The sequence below is a fragment of the Sphingobium sp. KKT206 genome (assembly GCF_055640555.1).
In genome coordinates, this window is record NZ_CM145764.1 from 3,098,899 (window position 1) to 3,119,220 (window position 20,322).

Annotated in this window: 15 protein-coding genes; 6 read left to right on the forward strand and 9 right to left on the reverse strand. The window is 63.1% G+C overall.

All coding sequences use genetic code 11. The annotated features are described in order from the left end of the window. Positions 1-275: 275 nt before the first annotated feature. Positions 276-857, forward strand: a complete 582-nt coding sequence (locus ACZ2HM_RS15030) for a hypothetical protein (RefSeq protein ID WP_470425578.1) — start codon at positions 276-278, stop codon at positions 855-857. Positions 858-967: 110 nt separating this feature from the next. Here ACZ2HM_RS15030 and istB read toward each other — a convergent pair whose 3' ends face one another. Beyond that, entirely contained in the window at positions 968-1,696 is a 729-nt protein-coding gene (gene istB / locus ACZ2HM_RS15035) for an IS21-like element helper ATPase IstB (protein ID WP_031304487.1), read from the reverse strand. Continuing rightward, on the reverse strand, positions 1,683-3,197 hold the full coding sequence (gene istA / locus ACZ2HM_RS15040; protein WP_021238707.1) for an IS21 family transposase: 1,515 nt from the start codon (positions 3,195-3,197) through the stop codon (positions 1,683-1,685). The genes istB and istA overlap by 14 nt, the downstream gene beginning before the upstream one ends. A gap of 166 nt (positions 3,198-3,363) precedes the next feature. On the opposite strand from istA, the gene ACZ2HM_RS15045 reads away from it, so the two are divergent. Genes ACZ2HM_RS15045 through ACZ2HM_RS15055 form a run of 3 tightly spaced genes read left to right on the forward strand, consistent with a single transcriptional unit; the run spans position 3,364 to position 9,083 of the window. Further along, a complete protein-coding gene (locus ACZ2HM_RS15045) occupies positions 3,364-4,119 on the forward strand; it encodes a DUF6361 family protein (RefSeq protein WP_470425579.1) in 756 nt (251 codons plus the stop codon). Continuing rightward, a complete protein-coding gene (locus tag ACZ2HM_RS15050) occupies positions 4,109-5,965 on the forward strand; it encodes a phospholipase D family protein (protein WP_470425580.1) in 1,857 nt (618 codons plus the stop codon). Before ACZ2HM_RS15045 ends, ACZ2HM_RS15050 begins: the two co-directional genes overlap by 11 nt. After that, positions 5,955-9,083 carry a P-loop NTPase family protein gene (locus tag ACZ2HM_RS15055; RefSeq protein ID WP_470425581.1) on the forward strand — a complete coding sequence of 1,043 codons (3,129 nt, stop codon included), beginning with the start codon at positions 5,955-5,957 and terminating at the stop codon, positions 9,081-9,083. Before ACZ2HM_RS15050 ends, ACZ2HM_RS15055 begins: the two co-directional genes overlap by 11 nt. Positions 9,084-9,094: 11 nt before the next feature. On the opposite strand, the gene ACZ2HM_RS15060 is transcribed toward ACZ2HM_RS15055, so the two are convergent. From ACZ2HM_RS15060 to ACZ2HM_RS15075, 4 genes are all read right to left on the reverse strand, one after another. Beyond that, a complete protein-coding gene (locus ACZ2HM_RS15060) occupies positions 9,095-10,948 on the reverse strand; it encodes a type II toxin-antitoxin system HipA family toxin (RefSeq protein ID WP_470425582.1) in 1,854 nt (617 codons plus the stop codon). A 305-nt stretch (positions 10,949-11,253) separates the two neighbouring features. Further along, positions 11,254-12,081, reverse strand: a complete 828-nt coding sequence (locus ACZ2HM_RS15065; protein ID WP_470425583.1) for a plasmid partitioning protein RepB C-terminal domain-containing protein — start codon at positions 12,079-12,081, stop codon at positions 11,254-11,256. A 64-nt stretch (positions 12,082-12,145) separates the two neighbouring features. After that, the gene (locus ACZ2HM_RS15070; protein WP_470425584.1) at positions 12,146-13,030 is read right to left on the reverse strand and encodes a plasmid partitioning protein RepB C-terminal domain-containing protein; all 885 of its coding nucleotides are present in this window, start codon (positions 13,028-13,030) and stop codon (positions 12,146-12,148) included. Beyond that, positions 13,027-14,595 carry a recombinase family protein gene (locus ACZ2HM_RS15075; protein ID WP_470425585.1) on the reverse strand — a complete coding sequence of 523 codons (1,569 nt, stop codon included), beginning with the start codon at positions 14,593-14,595 and terminating at the stop codon, positions 13,027-13,029. The genes ACZ2HM_RS15070 and ACZ2HM_RS15075 overlap by 4 nt, the downstream gene beginning before the upstream one ends. 75 nt (positions 14,596-14,670) lie before the next feature. On the opposite strand from ACZ2HM_RS15075, the gene ACZ2HM_RS15080 reads away from it, so the two are divergent. Both ACZ2HM_RS15080 and ACZ2HM_RS15085 read left to right on the forward strand, forming a co-directional pair. Further along, positions 14,671-15,051 (forward strand): hypothetical protein, encoded by a 381-nt coding sequence (locus ACZ2HM_RS15080; protein WP_470425586.1) that lies wholly within the window; start codon positions 14,671-14,673, stop codon positions 15,049-15,051. Positions 15,052-15,191: 140 nt separating this feature from the next. After that, complete coding sequence (locus tag ACZ2HM_RS15085; protein ID WP_470425587.1) at positions 15,192-15,482, forward strand: helix-turn-helix transcriptional regulator; 291 nt, start codon at positions 15,192-15,194, stop codon at positions 15,480-15,482. Here the strand turns inward: ACZ2HM_RS15085 and ACZ2HM_RS15090 are convergent. The 3 genes from ACZ2HM_RS15090 to ACZ2HM_RS15100 form a co-directional block, all read right to left on the reverse strand. Beyond that, the gene (locus ACZ2HM_RS15090; RefSeq protein WP_470425588.1) at positions 15,454-16,710 is read right to left on the reverse strand and encodes a tyrosine-type recombinase/integrase; all 1,257 of its coding nucleotides are present in this window, start codon (positions 16,708-16,710) and stop codon (positions 15,454-15,456) included. The genes ACZ2HM_RS15085 and ACZ2HM_RS15090 overlap by 29 nt on opposite strands. Before the next feature lie 292 nt (positions 16,711-17,002). Further along, on the reverse strand, positions 17,003-18,562 hold the full coding sequence (gene guaA / locus ACZ2HM_RS15095; protein WP_096063909.1) for a glutamine-hydrolyzing GMP synthase: 1,560 nt from the start codon (positions 18,560-18,562) through the stop codon (positions 17,003-17,005). 43 nt (positions 18,563-18,605) lie between these two features. After that, positions 18,606-19,928, reverse strand: coding sequence for a TCR/Tet family MFS transporter (locus ACZ2HM_RS15100; RefSeq protein ID WP_470425589.1), 1,323 nt, complete (start codon positions 19,926-19,928; stop codon positions 18,606-18,608). Positions 19,929-20,322: the final 394 nt, after the last annotated feature.

Here is a 20,322-nt window from a genome sequence, read left to right on the forward strand (position 1 = left end):
GAATGAGGGAGGGCAGCCCCCTCCTTCCTTTTACCCGACGCTTTTCCGTCGGTACCGGAAGTACCAGACCTCAGAGCGAGAACCGGTATATCGACTTGAATTATAATAGGAAAATATGGAATTTTTCCCTTCAGTTTCGGGCATGGTAATCACCGGGCAATCACCATTCACATCGCGCTCGCGCACCATAGTGCGCGGTAGGATCGACTCTGCGCATAAGCTATCGGAAAATGCATCTACACGCGCATGGCGCGACCTCCAAAATCAGAGCGACCATGCCGTCTCCTACGATCGATTTTCGCACCATCCGACCACATCACGGAAGCCAGCATAGCGGTTTTGAGGAGGCGATTTGTCAACTCGCCGCGTTAGAAACCGCTCCTGACGCGCCATTCCACCGTAAGGGCGCTGGGGCTGACGCTGGCCTCGAATGCTACCGCGTCGAGGCAGATGGATCGGAGACTGGCTGGCAGGCGAAGTATTTCTTCGAGTTCGGCAGCAGCGAAGCGTCGCAGCTCACCGAATCGCTAAGCCAAGCGATCGCACGCCACCCCCAGCTTGGGCGCTTCATTGTCGGCTTACCCTTCAACCTATCGGACGGGCGAGTGGGCAATCGGATTTCCGAAAGGGATCGCTGGAACCGCTGGGTGCAAGCTCGCGCCGACGCAATCCTTCCGCGTGTCGTTACGATTGAGCTTTGGGATGAGACCCAGCTCATCGAGCGCTTCTCTCGAAATGAGCCGCAGTACGCGGGTCGACGGCACTATTGGTTCGATCTGCTGCATTTCATGTCAAACGGCGTTCAAAAGGGACCCCCGATCGGCGTCGAAGAGGGACCCCCTTTTCAGATAATATGATGCTGGTTTGTTGAAGATGGCCTTGCGCTGCGTGCGGCGGAGGGCGGGCGTAGCCCGACCGGAGGCGCGCGCAGCGCAAGATAGATTTTTGAAGGCGCCGAAGGTGGCTGTCAGCTGCGGTTTTTGAAGCGCCAGCTGTCGTTGCCCGTCTCGACGATATCGCAGTGGTGGGTGACGCGGTCGAGCAGCGCCGTGGTCATCTTGGGATCGCCGAACACGGTCGGCCATTCGCCGAAGGCGAGGTTCGTGGTGATGATGACGCTGGTCCGCTCATAAAGCTTGCTGATGAGGTGGAACAGCAACTGCCCTCCCGAGCGGGCGAACGGCAGATAACCGAGCTCGTCGAGAACGATCAGGTCGAGCCGCGACAGCTGCGCCGCCAGGGTCCCGCCTTTGCCGATCCGGGTCTCCTCTTCGAGGCGTGTCACCAGATCGACGGTGTTGAAGTAGCGGGCGCGAGCGCCCCTTCGCACGACATTGGCGGTGATCGCGATGGCGAGGTGGGTCTTGCCTGTCCCCGTGCCGCCGACCAGCACGATATTGCGGCGAGGCGGGAGGAAGGAGCCATCGTGAAGGGAGCGGATCATCTCCTCATTGATCGGTGTGCCCTCGAAGCTGAACCGCTCCAGGTCCTTCACCACGGGCAGCCTCGCAGCCGTCATCCGATAGCGGATGGAGGCTGCATCCCGGTGGGTCGCCTCAGCACGGAGCAGGTCGGTCAGTATCTCCATGGTGGTGCGCTTGCGCTGGAGGCCGGTGGTGACCGCCTCGTCGAACGCCGCCGCCATGCCCTTGAGTCCGAGGCCGCGCATCGTGTCGATCATATCATGCCGCTGCATCATAGCCTCGCAGCAGATCATAGCGGGCACAGTCGGCGAGCGGAGGATGCTGCAGCATCCGGTCTTCCGAAGTGACGATGCTGTGGGGTGTCGCCGGCTCGCGGCGCCGGGAGAGGATGTTGAGGATCAGCTCGTCGCTGGCCGTTCCGTTCGCCAACGCTTCGCGCACGGCAGCCTCTACCGGCTCCAGGCCATCGGTGAGCACCGCCGAGAGGACCCGCACGAACCTGCGATCGGCCTCGTCCCCGGTGCCGAGCCTTCGCCGTAATCGGTGCAGGGCGGGCGGCAGATCCCAGTCCTGGAACGGTGCGCCGTTACGCAGCGCGCCGGGCTTGTGCGCGAGGACCGGCAGATAATGCCAGGGATCGTATATCGTGCGGTTCCGACCGAAGTGGCGCTCATGCTCCCCGACGATCGCATCGCCGCAGCGTATGACGATGCGATCGGCATAGGAGCGCACCTGAACGGTCCGGCGTGCGGCCGTCGACATGACCGAGTAGCGGTTGCGATCGAAGCTGATGAGGCAGGTGCCGGTGACGGCATGCTCGCTCTCATGGAAGCCGTCGAACGGTGCCAGGATCGGCTGCAGGGCCGGTCGCTCCATATCCAGCGCCTCGGCGACGGTAATATCCCCGCGTTCGGGATGGGCATGATGCTCGGCCCAGCGCCGGCACTCGGCCTCCAGCCACCCGTTGAGCTCGGCCAGGCTGGCGAACCGGAGCCGCGGCTGGAAGAAGCGGCCTCGGATTGTCTGGACCTGCTGCTCGACCTGGCCCTTCTCCCATCCCGCCGCCGGCGAGCAGGCGGTCGGCTCGACCATGTAATGATCGGTCATGATCAGGAAGCGGCGGTTGAACACACGCTCCTTGCCGGTGAACACGGCCGTCACCGCCGTCTTCATATTATCGTAGATACCGCGTCGCGGCACACCGCCGAAGAACGCGAACGCCCGGGCATGGGCATCGAACAGCATCTCCTGGCCCTCGCGCGGATAGGCCCGGACATAGGGTGCGCGCGAGTCGCAGAGACGCATATGCGCCACCTTCACCCGCATCGGCTTGCCGGCGATCTCCACATCCTCGTGGCTCCAGTCGAACTGGTAGGCCTCACCCGGCTGGAAGGTCATCGGGATGAACGCCGGTGCGCCTTCGCCAGCATCCTTCCGCCGCGCAGCACGCCAGCGCGCCGCATAGCGGCGCACCGCATCATAGGATCCATCGAACCCCTCGCGCACCAGCAGGTCATGGATACGCGTCATCCGTAGCCGATCGCGGCGGCCGCGACCTTCGTTCTCCTCAAGCAGCGCATCGAGACGATCCTGATAAGGACCGATCCGCGGCAGCGGCTGGACTTTGCGCTGATAGTTGAACGCCGCCTCCGGCGACCGGATCGCTTTGCGGACGACCTTCCGCGACAAACGAAGGTCACGAGCGATCGCCTTGATCGCCTTACCCGCTGCATGCTCACGCCGAATCCGAACCACTGTCTCCACGATCAACATCCCGTTCTCGCCAACTGATCAAAACCAGTCGGCCGACTAAATCCCCGGGATGAAGGGGTCCTTTTTGCACGCCGATCACCCCACGAAGGGGGTGCCTATTGCACGCTGATCCTCAACATGGGGCATCCGTCTCTTCCCAGGCTCAACCGACAACCTCTTTTCGTCCATGCGCCATCTTCAACGCGCGCGGCCTCGTGTCCGCGAAAGCGAGGATTCCGCGTCCGAGGCCCAAGCCCTTCAGATCTGGACCCCGACGCTGCCAGCGCGTCCCACCGACCTGCTCGACCATGCGCAGTTCAAGCTCTCGCTCGACGAGGCCCAGTTCATCATCGATCGGCTCATCGCCCATCAACCGCACAGCCTCTTGGCGTTTTTGGCGCGAAGCGGGTCCAGCCAAGCTGAATGCGACAACATCTGGGAGCACCCCCATCTTGCCGATTTCCCTGACGACGCCCGTACATTGGTCGGCCATGGCGCGATATTCTCCAGCGTGATGCACGGCGCCTCGCTGCTCTACAACTTGCTGCTCAGTCGGCTCCGTGATCGGGCCGAATGGATCGAGAAATACGAGGTGCGGTTTGCGGAATGGCAATCCAGCCTGGACATGGCCGCAATTCGGGCTTGGTCACTCGATGCCTTCTGGGCGGCGATCGATCATCCCGCACACAGCATCCGGCCCGCCGCCAAACGCTTCGTCGCCGAATGGCTTGGCCTGTTGACCGCGGGCAGCGTCCTAGACGGTGCTCTGACACCGGCCGCCCGTCTTGTGCAGGATCGCGAGCGGCGACTGAAAACAAGCCAGTCCCGATTTGCCAACCGAGCCGTGCGAGACCGTTGGACAGGCGCTTCTGGTGTCGAGCCGCTGACCTTCCGATGGGCGCAAGCCAAGTCGCACCTGCGGGATCTTGCCAGTGCTGAATAGAACGACGCTCGATCCGGAAACCCGCGTTCTCTACGGCGACAGCCTTCAGCCCCCGCCGGGCTATGTCTTCGACGCTGCGATCGCGACGACTTTCTCGCTCGATTTCGAAACCGCGCTCGCCGCACCCGTCAGCCTCGCCCTGTTCGCGACTGAAAATCGCGACGACATTCTCACCCACCCGCTGGCGCTGCTCGAAGGCGCCGAGCGGATCGCTGGACGCCTCGTCATCTATGCCGATGCAGGGCATCTTCATGCTCAAAGCCGCCCTCATTCACGGCTCTGCTCTCTGCTCGAACGCATCGTCGTCGAAGTCGCCGCACCGCGCGAAGGTGCGTTCCATCCCAAGCTCTGGGCTCTCCGCTATCGGCCGACGCGCGCCGAAGATCCGACGCTCCTGCGGTTGCTGGTGCTCTCGCGCAACCTTACGCGAGATCGGTCCTGGGACATCTCGCTACGCCTCGATGGCGAGCTGACGCGCCGTCCCGATGCGAACAACCGGCCGCTCTTCGATCTTCTGAGCCGACTGCCAGACCTCGCTGTCGCCGGCATCTCCGATGATGCGCGCACACTGACCGCCGAGGTTGCCGAAGATATTCGGCGCGCCCGGTGGACCGTTCCCGACCGGTTCGACGAGGTCAGCTTCGCGGTGAACGGGTTTGGCGGGAAAATCTGGCAGCCTGCGTCCTGCGCGCGGCTGGGCGTCATCTCGCCCTTTTGCGATACCAGTGCGCTCAACCTGCTCAGCGGGCTGCCGACAGCCGAAAAGCCCGTCATCATCAGCCGCCCGGATCAATTGGCTTGCGTCGACAGCGCCACACTGGACGCTTTTGAACGCGTTTCCGTCCTCGACGAAATGGCCGCAAGCGAAGACGGCGAGGAGGTCTCCACCAGCGCGCTTCAGGGACTACACGCCAAGGCATTCATCGCCGAGACGGGCTGGGACACGATCCTGACGATTGGGTCCGGCAACGCGACGCGTCCTGCCCTTCTGTCGGGCAACAATGTCGAGCTCTTCGCTTCGCTCAGAGGCAAGCGATCTAAGGTCGGCAGCGTCGAGCAGATCATGGGGGAGAAGGGCTTTGGGCGCCTCACCCGCACCTTCGTTGCCAGCGAGCTTGAACCCATTGATCCCGCCACCATCGCCGCAGAGGCCCGGCTCGACGACGCACGCCGCGCCTTGTGCCGCGGTGGATTGCGCCTGCGCTGTGAGCGGATCGAAAGCATTGACGGCGATGCGCCACCGTGGCGCGTCTGGCTCATTCCCACGGAGCCGTTGCCGCTTGTCGGCATCGCCTCGCTGCAGGTTTGGTCCATCACCCGGGGAGATGGCCATGCCAGCGATGTGCTGGATGCCCTTCGCGCAGGAACGGCCGTCGATCTCGGTACCATGCCGATCGTCGACCTCACCCGCTTTCTGGCCTTTCGGTTGACCGCAGACGGTGCCCAGGTGTCAGCCCTGTTCAGCACCAGTCTGGTGATGGAAGGCCTTCCACCTGAACGCCATGCCGCCATTCTTCGCTGGGTGATCGACAGCCGAGATGCGTTCTTTCGCTATCTGCGGCTCCTTTTGTCAGAACTCGGCGATCCATTCGGCGCGGCCTTGGCGGCGCAGGAAGGTTCCGGCAGCATGGCTTGGGCCAGTGCCGCCGACGACGCACCGCTTCTGGAAGATATGGTTCGCGCCTTGTGTCGTGGAGGCGAAAGACTTCATGCAATCGAACGCCTGATGACGCGATTGGAGGCTGGCAACGATACCGGAGCCGATCCGATACCCAGCGATTTCCGAATCCTTTGGGATGCTTTCCGCATTGCCCTCCAAGATCAGGGCCTCAGCCATGACGGATAACCGGTTTGAAGCCGAAGCTGCCCTCGCTCCGCTGAAAGCCTTTCAGCGTCGTACAGTCGATTATGTGTTTGACCGGCTTTACGGCGATCAGGATCCCGTCAGGCAATTCCTTGTCGCGGACGAAGTGGGCCTTGGCAAAACCATGGTCGCGCGCGGCGTCATCGCCCGCACCATCGAGAAACTTTGGGACAGCACCGACCGGATCGATATCCTCTACATCTGTTCCAATCAGGCGATTGCAGCTCAGAACATCAATCGCCTCAATGTGCTTGGCCGACGCGAGCTGGCGTTACCAACCCGCATGACCCTGATACCGCTCCAGGTCCGCGGCGATCAGGGGCTCGACGCCAACAAGGTCAACTTCATCAGCCTGACACCGGGCACGACCTTTGACCTGCGTTCGACCACAGGCGTTACACAGGAACGCGCCTTGCTGCTGCGGATGCTCGAAGATTGGGTGTCGCGGCCGCGTGGCCTGCACAATCTGCTTCAGGTGTCCGCCGGTGTTGACGGCTGGAATGGCGCCGTCCGCGAGCTGTCCCTGGATGGTGTCGATCAACGGATCATCGATCGCTTCCGCCGCGACGTCGAAAAAGACGCCGAGCTGTTCACGGAACTGGAGGCGGTCTGCGACCTCTTCCCGCGTCGCCGTGAGACCTATCCTCCAGAGCTGAACCAGCGGCGCAATGCATTGGTCGGTCGTCTTCGCGGCAAACTCTCGCACGCCTGCATCGACGCCCTGAAACCCGACCTGATCATCATGGATGAGTTTCAGCGGTTCCGCGACTTGCTCCACGGCGAAACCCCGGCTGCTGACCTGGCGCGCGAGCTGTTCGACTACTCGGACGGCAAGGGTCATGCCGCGCGCACGCTTCTGCTTTCCGCCACACCCTACCGGATGCTGACATTGTCGGGTGACGAACCCGATGACGGCGAACATTACCGTGATTTTCTGGAGACCTTGTCCTTCCTCTACGGTCGGACCAACGGTCCCGACGTGGCCAAAGCGCTGGAACGCGAAATGCGCGAGTTTCGCGGCTTCCTTCATGCGCTGCCCGGCGCGCGCAACGAGGCCATCGGCGCGCGCCACGTCGTCGAGGACCGGCTGCGCAAGGTAATGGCGCGCACCGAACGCGTGGCCAGCACCATCGAGCGCGACTCAATGGTGAGCGAGCCGCCGATGGCCATCACGATCCTGCCATCTGATCTACGCCAGGCCGCAGCAGTGTCGGACGTTGCGCGCGCCCTCGATGCGCCAGAGATCACCGAATACTGGAAGTCCGCGCCCTACCTCCTCAACTTCATGCGCGACTATGCACTCAAGCGGCTATTGAAAGATCAGCTCGATAAGCCGGCACCCAATCTGTGCGCGGCCCTCGAACGCGCACGGCCTGCCATGCTCGATCGCGACCGGCTTGACGCCTACGAGCCGCTCGAACCCGCTAACGGTCGGATGCGCGGCGTCATGGATGACGTGTTCGGCGATGGTCTCGATCAACATCTGTGGATCCCACCATCCCTACCCTATTACGGTCCCGAGCGATCCGGGCCGCCACTGACCAAGGCGCTGATCTTCTCATCCTGGTCGATGGTGCCCGATGCGATAGCGTCAATCCTGTCCTACGAGGCCGAACGCCGCATGGGCGTCGGCGCTTCAGGGCAGCGATATTTCGGTCATGTTCGCCCACGCCCCATCCAGTTCCGGCAAAATCAAGGGCGGCTTGTCGCCATGCGCGCAATGCACCTGGTCTATCCGTCGCCGACCTTGGCGCGCCTTGCCGACCCTCTTGCGATCTTTGGAGCGTCAAACGAAACCCTGTCGGTCGAAGCCATGCGTAAAGCCGTCGCCGACCGCTTGCGCGAGAGCGTCGCCGCGCTCGCCGAGCGGTCAGGCGACACCCCAGATGGCCGCGATTGGGAATGGGCTGCCCCGGCCGTCATCGACGCCATGGCGAAAGCCAGCTCCGTCGCCTGGGTCAATTCGCCTTACGGCTTCGCCCTCCTCGGCAACGAAGAGGGTTTCAAGGAGCATGTCGCCGAACTGCGGACTGTGACGACCGAACGCACCTTTGGACCCGTACCGGACACGTTGATTGACCTTCTGGTCGATGTTGCTCTCGGCAGCCCCGCAGTCTGTGCGCTGCGCGCCCTGCACCGGATCGCGCCCGATCTCGCTTGGGACGATCATCGACTGCTGAAGGCAGCGAACCAAATCTCTTGGGGTTTCCGCACGCTTTTCAACCAGCACGACGCTGTTGCCCTCCTCCGCAAGGACGACGATGACCGCTATTGGCGCCAGGTGCTCACCTACGGCGTTGAGCATAACCTTCAGGCCGTTCTCGATGAGTACGTCCACTATCTGCTCGACGCCGAGGGCTTGGGCGCCAAGCCAGCCGTCGATCGTATCGCTGGGATCAGCAAGGCGATCTCGGAGGCGTTGGCCATTCGCCCCTCGCAGATCGATGTCGAGGATCCAACGGTCGACGGTAAGAAGCTGGTGATCAACAAGTTCCAGATGCGCGGGCGCTTCGCCATGCGCCTGGCCGACTACAAAGACGAGGAAGGCGGGGCCGCACGCCTCTCCAGCGTTCGCGATGCCTTCAACTCACCGTTCCGACCCTTCGCGCTGGCCACGACCTCTGTCGGACAGGAAGGCCTCGACTTTCACCCTTATTGCTATCGGCTCTATCACTGGAACTTGCCCGGAAATCCCGTCGATCTCGAGCAGCGCGAAGGGCGCGTCCACCGCTTCAAGGGTCACGCTATCCGCCTAAATCTGGCGCATCGGCAGGTCGACGTCGTGCGTGGGCGCGAGAGAGATCACGACGATCCCTGGCAAATCATGTTCGACGCGGCTCGCGCCGAGACCGAAAATGACTCTGACCTCATTCCCTACTGGATTTACGAAGGGCCGGTGAAGGTCGAACGCCGCGTGCCCATGCTCCCGTTCAGCCGCGAGGTCCGACGACTCGAGTGGCTTAAGCGAAGCCTGACCGTCTATCGCCTCGCGTTCGGGCAACCGCGTCAGGAAGACCTGCTGGAGTATCTTCACAGCCTCATGGGAACCGCCATGGCGGCAGAAGATCTCGCCGACCTGCAAATCCGGCTCCAACCGTGACGTCGCGCCGCTCAGTCGCCTTCAGCGGCAAGTGCCGTGCAGCGCTCCCTGACCAAGGCGATCACCTTGTCCTGCGCTGTTTTGGCGGCCTCAGCCTCGGCCGCGAAGGCAGGTAGCTGAAGCCCCTGCGCCCGGTCGGCCACACGCGCGGTCAGGTCCGCAATCGCAGTCTCGGCATCTCCGGCGGATACGCCGATTGTCCGCGCGAGCGCGAGGAAGTCCTGGCGCGTCAGACGGTCATCCTTGCCGTTGAGCTTGAGCGCCATGCGATCGCCCCCCAAACCCGGGAAGACGCGCGTGGTGACGGCGTCGTAGAGCGGTGCGAAGCGCACGCTCGTGAAGGCCTTGGCATCCACCTCGGCGACTTTGAGCACAGCGAGGTTCTTGAGATGCATATCGCCATCGGCGATGAGCCAGGCGAACACGCCCCGGCGGAACAGGATATCGAGATCGCTGGCCGGATCGGTCGACAGCGGTCGTAGGCCGCGCGCCATCCGCTCGATCGTTCCGTCGTACTTGGCGGATGCGGGAAGGTCCAGAATGGAGCAAAAGTCCTCCATCGCCAGACGCCGCTGATCCGCTGGCCCGCGACGAATATCGAACCGCTCGACGACCAGTGCAGGCGACATGCCGTCGGGCATCTCCAGCAGCGCGGCGTCGGGCACATCGAACCCGGCCGAGCGGCCAAGCTCCAGGCAAAGCCACTCGACGACCGGTAACGTCTCGAAGCCCGCCGTGCCGGCGGGCTTGAGGATATGTGTGAACGGCTGGTCGATGGCCGGAACGAGGGCGCCATCAGGCATCAGGCTCATCGGCGCCTTGATCTGGACGCCCGACAGGCGCGGCGTTTCCGCGCGCGCGAAGATGCGCGCCAGGTTTTGCTCAAAGGTCTCCTCGATCTCGCCCCGCGCCGGACCGGCATAGCGGCCCGTGAAGCGACCGGTGTCGATGTATCCAGCCAGTGTTGTCGTGAGAATGTCAGCAGGCAGCGCCGCCAGTTCCTCTCGACCCTCGACGATGACGATGTTCGACATATATCGCCGTCCGCGCCGGAGCGCCTCGCGTTCATCGCGTTCGTGGAGAACCTGCGCCAGCCAGCCCTCGGGCAGCAGCGATTCAATGAAGGCCGGCAGCTTGCCCGGCGTGGTTTCGCGCACGAGGGCCGGTCCCGCTCGACGCCCCGGCTTCCAGCGCCATTCAAATCCATCGTGGGTCAGCCGGCCGAGCGGCTCACCGTGCCAGGCGACGAGGAGATCGAGCGCTGCCTTGTTGACCGGCGCCTTGGCAACGCTCGGCTGAGCTAGCAGAAAGCGTTCGGCACCTTCGCCTTCGCGATACCATTCGTTCTCGCGCGCCAGCACCCAGACGGCGTCGGCTGCGGCTTGGGGCGTCCCATGTTCCTCCACCAGACGCGCCGCCATCTGCGCACGCATGTCGGCGGTAACCGCGCTCGCATGTTCGCTGCGCAGGCGGAACGCTTCGAGAAAGCGCTGGCGCGGCGATGAGGCGTCGACGCGCAATTCGCCCAGGTCGTCGCCAATGACCGCCATCGCCGTCGATGGATGCTTCGGCGCTTCGTTCTGGATGATCTCAAGCGTCCGCAACCGCGTGCGCTGGTTGCGGCGGCCGCTGATGAACAGCCGCCCGTCGGGCGTCGGGGCGAGCAGCGCCGCACTCGCCGACGACAGATAGGCGTTGGGATAGAGATAGTGTGCAATCCGGACCGCATGACCGAGGATCGTCGCCTCGATGTCACCTTGGTCATCGACGTAAACCCCGCGCACGAGCTGGATCAACTCACCGGCTTGCGCGCGCTGATGCGCGCGTTTGGCGTCAATTGTCTCACCGACTAGATGAAGAGCCATAGGATTATCTCGCATCTCAGATGCGCGTTAATCCCACCATCTGGCTCCGCGTGCAAGAATTATCGCGCATCTGAGATGCGCGATAATTCCGCCGCGTAGAGAGATTGGAGCGCGCCGACCCGGAATGATCGGCGCGCTCCAGAACAATCATGCCGCGAACGGCACGCAGCCAGCCCTATGGCGACTGGCCTAGCGGGCTCCGAGCGGGTTCGCCGCCATCCCCGCCACCGCCCTTGATCCGCCTCTCGCGGCGGCTTCTCCGACGGTCCCGGCGCTTCTGGGTCCCGGTCCCCAATCTTGACCGGTCAGGGCGTCGTCGATTGATCGAGCGAGGTGGCCTGCACGATGGCGCGGAAATTCTCCAGAAACTCGGGGTGCCGCCCCGCGAGAAATCCCTCGATCTCGGGCTTCGCCAGCAGGCGCTCGATAAAGCCGGACGCCACGACCAGGACCAGCATGTCGTCGCCATAGGAGACCTCAAGCTCCTTATAGTCCTCGCTCACGGACGCCATCTCCCGTTCGAGACGCCCCATCTGCTCGGCCGACAACCCCGTCGCCTTCTTGAGTTCGTCAGGCTTGTGCAGATCCGACGGCTTCGAGGTCGCCAGGAGCGCCTTGGCATAACTGACCGTATAATTGTTCGCCGACACCATCAGTTCGGCCACCTCAAGCTGACGGATCGGCTTCATCTTGCGCAGCTTCTGGAAGGCGTGATGCCCTACCGGCTTGTCCTTCAGCAGCTCGGCGACATCCCCGCTGATCCCTGCCAGCAGATGGCGGCGCTGGCGGATCACCTTCACGTCGACATTGAGCGCGCGCGCCAGCTTTTCCTCCGACACCCCACGATCGAGCGCGCGCACGATCATGTAGTGTTCCTGGATCGTCGCCAGCCGGTTGACCCGCTTGTTGTAGGTGAAGGACTCGTCGTCGTCGGCGACGACGCAAGGGGCCTCGGTTGCACCAAGAAACCGCAGGGCATCCAGCCGCATGTGTCCGTCGAGGAGAAGGTAGCTGCCGCCTTTCTGGCGCGCGATCGACAGTGGCTCGATCAGCCCGACTTCCGCAACAGATGCCGCGATCCGGCGATATTTGACGGACTCACGCACCCCTGCCGGCAGCGCCTTGGTCGCCAATAGGTCGGCGATTGGAAGGGCTAGGATCTTGCGCTCGAAGGAGATTTTGACCGTCTCGGACATCTTACGCCTTCGTCGGTCCAATCCGCTCGGCCAGTGCGCGCGGCAGGGTGCTCAGCCCCTCCGCTCGCAGCAGCGTCACGAAATGATCATCGGCCAGCAGTCGTCGCATGGCGTTGGCGACGAACAGCAACCGGCTGCGCGCCAAGGAGGCGCGCTTGATCAGCAGCTTCTGCCGCTCCGTCTCGCGTTGATAGGCGCGGATCAGGCTCTCCGATGTGACAGGCTTTTGGGTGCGACCAACCCGCGATCCGCGCTTGTGGAGCTGCTTGCCGCTGGTGTTGCGCTGTTCGATGATCTGCCGGATCGCGAGCACCTGATTGCCCGGGATCGACTTTTCCTCATAGGCCTGCGCCAGCGCCTGCTGAACCTCGCCTTCCTTGGCGCGGGCGATTTCCATCGCGATCGAATGCGGGATGACGCCGCGCTCGACCGCCGCGATCAGCTTCTCCTCGCCATTGTCGAGCAACAGGCAGATCGCACTGACATACTCAACTGAGAAATCGACCTTGGCGGCGATCTCCGGGTGCGAATAGCCCCGGGCGCTCAGCGCGCCGATGGCGTGAACCAGTTCCAATGGGCTATGCTGGCGCCGCGCAAGGTTCTCGACCAAGCTCATAACGTAACAATCTTCCTCGGCCGCATCGATCACGATGGCCGGGATTTCGGTCTGGCCGAGCGCGATGAAGGCCTCGAGGCGACCCTGACCGCACACCAGGTCAAACCGCGTCTTTCCGGGTCGCTGGCTGACCGTGATCGGCTTCTTCAGCCCGAGATGGGCAATGCTATTCACCAGCTCCTGGAAGATCCGCTTGTTGCGAACCCGCGGGTTGAGAATGGTGATCAGATCGACCGGCACCGAGCGGATTTCGGGGAGCGGCGCGCTCATGCGGCAACCTTCAGCGGTACGCGCCGCGTCAGATCGAAAAACGCCTCCAGCGTATCGAAGCGGTAGGCATCGAGCAGGATGCCGTTCTCTGGCGCCAATCGCAGGTTCGGCGTGGCGCCGACGTCCAGCCATGGCAGCAAGTAGTAGTCGTGAATGGCGGCATTATCTTCCTGCATCCGCGCCACGATGGTGATGCTAGGCCTCAACCCGCTGTCGAAGCGCACCTTCCAGCGCAGCCCACCGGCGGGACTGATGTGACACCGAGAAATCACCAGCGAGGCGGTGAACTCGTCGTTGATATGCAGGAGGTCGGTGATGGGGTCGCGGCGCACCGTGCCGCCGGCCGCGCCAATATCGGCGATGACCTGCGCCACGACATCGGGATGCAGTGTCCGCAGCGTTCGATTGGTCTCGATATAGCGATAGTCCCGCGACGGGGCGTACCCGACAAGCTGATAGGCGCGCACCAGGCTTCCGAAACGGTGTCGGAACGTCGAGCTGGACGGCATGTCCTCGACCTCGTCGATCACGAGGCCCGACAACCAACCCTTCTCAACGAGCAAGGCTGACAGCCGACCAAGAAGCTCCTCGTCAGTGAAGCGGCGACTGCGCTCCTGAATAATCCGCTGGGCCGCTTCGAAGAAATCACGCTCGACGATCGCCTCGAAAGCCCCATCGCCCCGGACCCACATATCGGGCGTGTTCACCACCCGCTTCGCCTTCAGCTTGAAGGACGCCCGATTGTAGACGTTGTTGCCGATGTACTTTTCGTTGGTCAGCACCTGGTGAACGGTTCCGCGCGTCCATGGCCGACCAAGATCGGTGAGGATGCCCTCATCATTGAGGGCTGCGGCGATCTCTGTTTCGGTGCGGCGCTGGACAACGAACATCCGGTATAGACGCCGGACAACCTCGATCTCTTCAGGTGGCCCCGGCCTGAGCACGACCCGGTCGGTTTGCAGGCTCTTCTGCTCTCCATGATTGAGGACCGCTTTGGGCTGGCGATGCTCATCGACGAGATAGCGGCGTAGGCCAAAGCCCGCGGCGCCGCCTTGACGGAAACCGAGGCGGATCAACCGGCACTGGCCGGTGAAAACCTTCACCGACAGCTCACGGCTATATTCGCCAGCCATCGCCCGCTTCATGCTCTTGATGATCGTCGCGCTCAGGCTGCCATCATTCTCGAACTGCTCGGCGCAGTATTGAACGGCGATCCCCGCTTCCCTGCAGATGAACTCGTAATAGGCGCTCTCATCTGCGTCCTGAAACCGGCCCCAGCGGCTCACGTCATAGACCAGGATCGCCTTAAAGTCGATCTGACCGCCTCGCACGTCGGCGATGAGCTGCTGAAGCGATAGCCGACCATCGAGCCGAAGGCCGCTCTTGCCCGAGTCCTCGTAGGTCTTCACGATCTCGAAGCCACGCCGAGCGGCGTATTGGGCGATGATTTCGGCCTGGTTCTCGGTCGAATATTTCTGATGCTCCGTCGACATACGGACATACTGCGCAGCGCGCACCGGAGGTGGCGGCGATGCTTCAGCAGTGACCGACTCCGATAAGTTCATCACACCGGCTGCTTTCGTTTAGGCTCCGAGCGGACAGGTTCGACTTCCCACCAAATCTATTGGGAGTCAGGACGAATGTCGTTCTCCGAGAAAGACCGAAAACTTCAGTCGAAAACTGGAAACTCTTTTCCGTCGCCCCCGCCAAACGAGCCGCTCGCCGCCGCGATCGCCGCAGCGCTGAAGGCGGAATTCGGCAACACCCCCTCCGCCCACAAGACCGTGGCGCAGCTCACGCGCTCAAATGAACGCGCGGTTCGGAATTGGTTCGAGGGCAAGAACAACCCCAGCGGGGAGAACCTGGTAATCCTGATGCGACACTCTGATCTCGTCCTCCGCACGATGCTCAGCCTGGCGGATCGGCAAGACTTGGTTTTGGCGATCGGTCTGGTGAGCCTGCGGCGACAGCTTGTTGACGCCGTCGCGGCGATCGACGGACTGCCCCTCGCGCCTGACTAACGGCTACCGGACGACAAGCACGACCCCGCCGATTTGCACGCCATTGCCGCCGCGAGCCCTACGCCGGAGCGTTCGCTCTTTTCATGTCGGGCCTATCGGCTCCAATCGGCATCAGACGCCAATCTCGTTGGAGTAGAGTTATGTCGACGAAATCTGGGGCCCTCAAAAAGCGGATGATCCGCCGCCATGAGCTTCGGCAGATCGTACCGCTGGCCGACACCACCATCTATGAGATGGAACAGCGCGGCGAATTCCCTCGTCGTTTTGCGCTCACCCCGCGCTGTGTGGTGTGGGATCTGGCCGAGGTCGAAGCCTGGCTGACCGAGCGCCTGGCGACAGCCCGGCGATCGCCAATCGACCGGGCGCCGCATCCCGATGTGCGCAAGCGCAAGGCGCGTCCCGTCAAAGCGCCGGATCAGGCGCAAGCATAGGCATCGATGGCGGAATCAGGATCGGCACGCGCTTCTGCCCTGCCACCCAGGCATCGATAACATCAGACCATTCCTGCATCATATGCCGCCGCTGATGCTCGTACTCCGCCTTGTTGTAGACGCCGCGCGAGGACCGCCCATCTTCATGGGCCAGGCACTTTTCTATCCAGTCACTGTTGAACCCCAGTTCGTTGAGCAGGGTCGATCCGGTCCGGCGCAAGTCATGTACCGTGAACGGCTCGAGCGGTAAGCCTTCCTTCTGCGCGCGCTCCACGACGGCATAGGTGACGCGATTGAAGGTCGCCCGGGACATCGGCGCATCCGCATCATACCGAGACGGTAGAAGGTAGCGCGAGTTGCCCGCGCAGGTCTTCAACGCGATCATGATGTCGAGGCACTGCTGCGAGAGATAGACGTTATGCGCCTTGGATCGCTTCATGCGCTCCTTGGGGATCGTCCACACGGCGTTCTCGAAGTCGACCTCGTCCCAGACCGCATCCTGCAGCTCGCTTTTGCGCACCATTGTCAGCAGGAAGAGGCGCATTCCGAGTCGGATCGTTGGCAGCGTCGCCACATGGTCGAGCTGCTTGAGCATCACGCGAATTTCCGTCGGCGAAAGCGACCGATCCTTTGGAACGAACGTCGCGATGGAGGCGGGGCCGACATCGTCGGCCGGATTGGCGACCTTCTCGCCGTGCAAGATCGCAAACCCGTAGATCTGCTTGAGGATGTCGCGGACATGGATCGCAGTCGCCGGAGCGCCGCGATCGACGATCTTACCGCAGTGGGCACGCAGGTCATCCGGCGTGATTTCTGTCAGCAGCCGATTCTTCCAGACTGGCAGAAGCTCTCGTTCGAAAATCGAACGCCGCATCGCGCGGGTGCTGTCCGCCATCGGCGCCTTCACCAACCAGCGCTCACCAAACTCACCGAAGCTCTTGGCCTCCTTGATCCGGCGTTTGTCGCGTTGCTTTTCCTGGGCCGGGGACCTGCCTTCAAAGACTGCACGCTTGGCGTCGATCGTCGCTTCACGGGCTCGCGCGAGCGACAAGCCGGAGGGACCGTACTTCCCGAGCGTGAGCGTCTCGCGCCGCCCATGCAGCCGGTAGTCCAGCCGAAACGTCAGCGTCCCGGAGGTTGAGACCTGAACATAAAGGCCGTCACGGTCCGTGACCTTGTAGGCTTTTTCGCGTGGTTTCAGGTTCTTAAGGGCAACATCGGTGAGCATACCGACCTCCTCTACGCAAAATACCGTCAGGCGATTTTTGGCCATTTTCGCCAACTTTATCGCTTGATTTACAATGGCTTAGTGCGGAAAAAATACCGTCACTGGCTTCAATACCTCTGACGGTATCGCTGGATTGGGCCAAGTGCAAGTTTGCCGGATACCGTCACGCATGACGCCAGAACCAACCGCTGCTCCGCAATTGATCCCGATAGATAACGTGAGATAATCTTTTTATTTCAAGGTGTTGATCGGGCAATGCCGATTGATCGCGATAGCCAAAAATGGCCCCGAATCATTCCCACTCGATCGTGCCGGGCGGCTTGCTGGTATAGTCGTAGACGACGCGGTTGATGCCCTTGACCTCGTTGATGATGCGGGTGGCGACGCGGCTGAGGAAGGCGGCGTCGAAGGGATAGATGTCGGCGGTCATGCCGTCGGTCGAGGTGACGGCGCGCAGCGCGCAGACGCTGTCATAGGTGCGCAGGTCGCCCATCACGCCCACGGTGCGGACGGGGAGCAACACGGCAAAAGCCTGCCAGATCGCATCATAGAGGCCCGCATTGCGGATTTCCTCCAGATAGACCGCGTCGGCCTTGCGCAATATGTCGCAGCGTTCCTTGGTCACTTCGCCGGGAATGCGGATGGCGAGGCCAGGTCCGGGGAAGGGATGGCGGCCGACGAAAATGTCGGGGAGGCCCAGTTCCTTGCCGAGAACGCGCACTTCGTCCTTGAACAATTCGCGCAGCGGTTCGACCAGCTTCATGTTCATGCGGTCGGGCAGGCCACCGACATTATGATGCGACTTGATCGTGACCGACGGTCCGCCGGTGAAGCTGACGCTTTCGATGACGTCGGGATAGAGCGTCCCTTGCGCCAGAAAGTCCGCGCCGCCGATCTTGGCGGCTTCCTCTTCGAACACGGCGATGAATTCGCCACCGATGAATTTGCGCTTCTTTTCGGGGTCGGTGAGGCCAGCCAGGCCGCCGAGGAAGCGGGCTTCGGCCTCCACATGGACCAATTTGATGCCATAATGTTCGCGGAACAGGCTGACCACCTGTTCGGCTTCGCCCAGCCGCATCAGGCCGTGGTCGACAAAGACGCAGGTCAGCTGGTCGCCGATCGCTTCGTGGATCAGCACCGCCGCCACCGCGCTGTCGACGCCGCCGGACAGGCCGCAAATGACCCGGCCTTCGCCGACCTGTGCGCGGATGTCGGCGATCTTGGTCGCGCGAAATTCCGCCATCGTCCAGTCGCCCGCCAGGCCGCAGACATGGCGCACGAAATTGGCGAGCAGCTTGCCGCCGTCCGGGGTGTGGACGACTTCGGGATGGAATTGGGTGGCATAGAAGCGCTTGGCCTCGTTCGCGGTCACGGCGAAGGGCGCGCCTTCGCTGGTCGCCACGACCTCGAAACCGGGGGCGAGCTGCGTCACCTTGTCGCCATGGCTCATCCACACCTGATGGCGCTCGCCCTCGTTCCACAAGCCGTCGAACAGCGCGCAGCTCTTCTTGACCTCGATGAAGGCGCGGCCGAATTCGCCGCTCTCGCCGCCTTCGACATTGCCGCCCAATTGCTGCATCATCGTCTGCTGGCCATAGCAGATGCCCAGCACTGGCACGCCCGCGTCGAAGATGGCCTGCGGTGCGCGGGGACTGTCTTCCCACATGACCGACGATGGCCCACCCGACAGGATCACGCCCTTGGGCTGCATCCGGGCAAAGGCCTCGGCCGCGCTGTTGAAGGGGGCGATTTCGGAATAGACGCCGGCTTCGCGCACGCGCCGGGCGATGAGCTGGGTCACCTGGCTGCCGAAGTCCACGATAAGGATGGAATCCTGAAGGGGCAGCGTCATAGAATCGCCTTTGTCAGTCCGAGGGATAGGGATTCGCGTCCGGTTACTGTCCTGTCGCGTCCTTGTCCAGCACAGGTGCGCGCGCGCCGCGCCCGGCGGTCCATCCCAAAAGCGCGCCGCTGGCCAGAACGGCGGCGGCGATCAGGAAGGCGCTGCCGATGAAGGGCAGGATCGGCGCGGTGCCGACCGAAGCGGAATAGACCGCGCCGAAGAAGAGCGGCGAGGCGATGCCCGCGATGCTGGCGACGCTGTTGTTCGCGCCCTGCAACTGGCCCTGTTCGCTTTCCGACACGCGCCGGGTCATGAGCGACTGGATGGTCGGCATGGCAAGGCCCCAGAGCGCATTGGGCAGCATGGCCGCGACGAACAGCCACCCCGTCGGCGCAAGGCCCATCGCCGCAATGCCGACCGCGCCGAACGATAGGCCTATGACCATGGTGGTCCGATCGCCCAGACGCTTGACGACTGGCCCGACGAGCAACCCCTGTACCCCCATGTCCATCAGGCCGACGAGCGCCAGCAGGGTGCCGACCTGCCACGCGCCCCAGCCATAGCGGTCGCCCGCATAGAGGACGAACACCGCCGAAAACAGGTGATGGGCGAAATAGAGGAGGAAATTGACGGTCGCGAGGCTGGACAGTTCGGGGTGCGAGCGCAGCAGCCGGAGCGCGCCGAACGGATTGGCGCGCCGCCAGCTGAACGCCATGCGCTTGTCGCGCGGCAGCGATTCGGGCAGCACGATCAGGCCGTAGAGAAAGGCCAGGCCCGACAGGCCCGCCGCCGCCCAGAAAGGCGCGCGCAGCGATATTTCGCCCAGCACGCCGCCGATCAGCGGCCCGGCGACGAAACCGCCGCTGAACGCTGCGCCGATCAGGCCATAGCCCCTGGCGCGATCTTCAGGCGCGGTGATGTCGGCCATATAGGCGAAGACCGAGGTGAAGCTGGACGAGGTGATCCCGGCGAGGATGCGCCCCACCGCCAGCCACCATAGGCTGGGCGCGAGCGCCATCAGCACATAGTCGAGCGCCAGCCCGCAGACCGACACCAGAATGACGGGCCGCCGCCCGAACCGGTCGGACAGCGATCCGATCACCGGCGAGCAGAGAAATTGCATCCCCGCCCACAGCGCCACGAACAGCCCGTTCCACAAGCCCGCCGCGCTGGTCGTGCCGGAAAGCTGCTCGATCAACTGCGGCAGCACCGGAATGACGATGCCCATCGACATGACGTCGAGCCATGCCGTCACCAGGATGAAGAAGATCGCAGCGGTGCGTGCGGGGGCGGGCGGGGTGGACATGCTGGTCCCGCTATAGCGATGGCTGACGAATGCCAAGCGGGTGGCGAGGGGCGCGGTGGGTAAGGTCACAGGGCCGAAGTTCACAGTGTCGCAGGCCGATTTTGGCCAATCGTGCCGGTAAAGCCCTGGGAAGGCCCCTGTGGAGGCGCGGCGACGCGACAGGGGCGCGACGACGACGCGACCGTCGCGCGACAGTCACGCGACGATTGCGCGCCGCATATGGGGCGATCCGGGGCGGTGCCAGCGTGGGGGAGGGTGGTAGGCGCAGTTTCATCTGGAAGGATAGACCAGAGAAAATCCTAATAGGAAAGGGGTGGGGTGGTTTTGGTTTGCCCTCTCCCGTCTTCGCGGGAGAGGGAGGGGCTCGCGCCGAAGGCGTGGGAGGGTGAGGGTCTGTCTACCACTCCAAGAAAGACCCTCACCGACATCGACTAGGCAGCAAGCTGCCAAGTCTCCGTAGCCT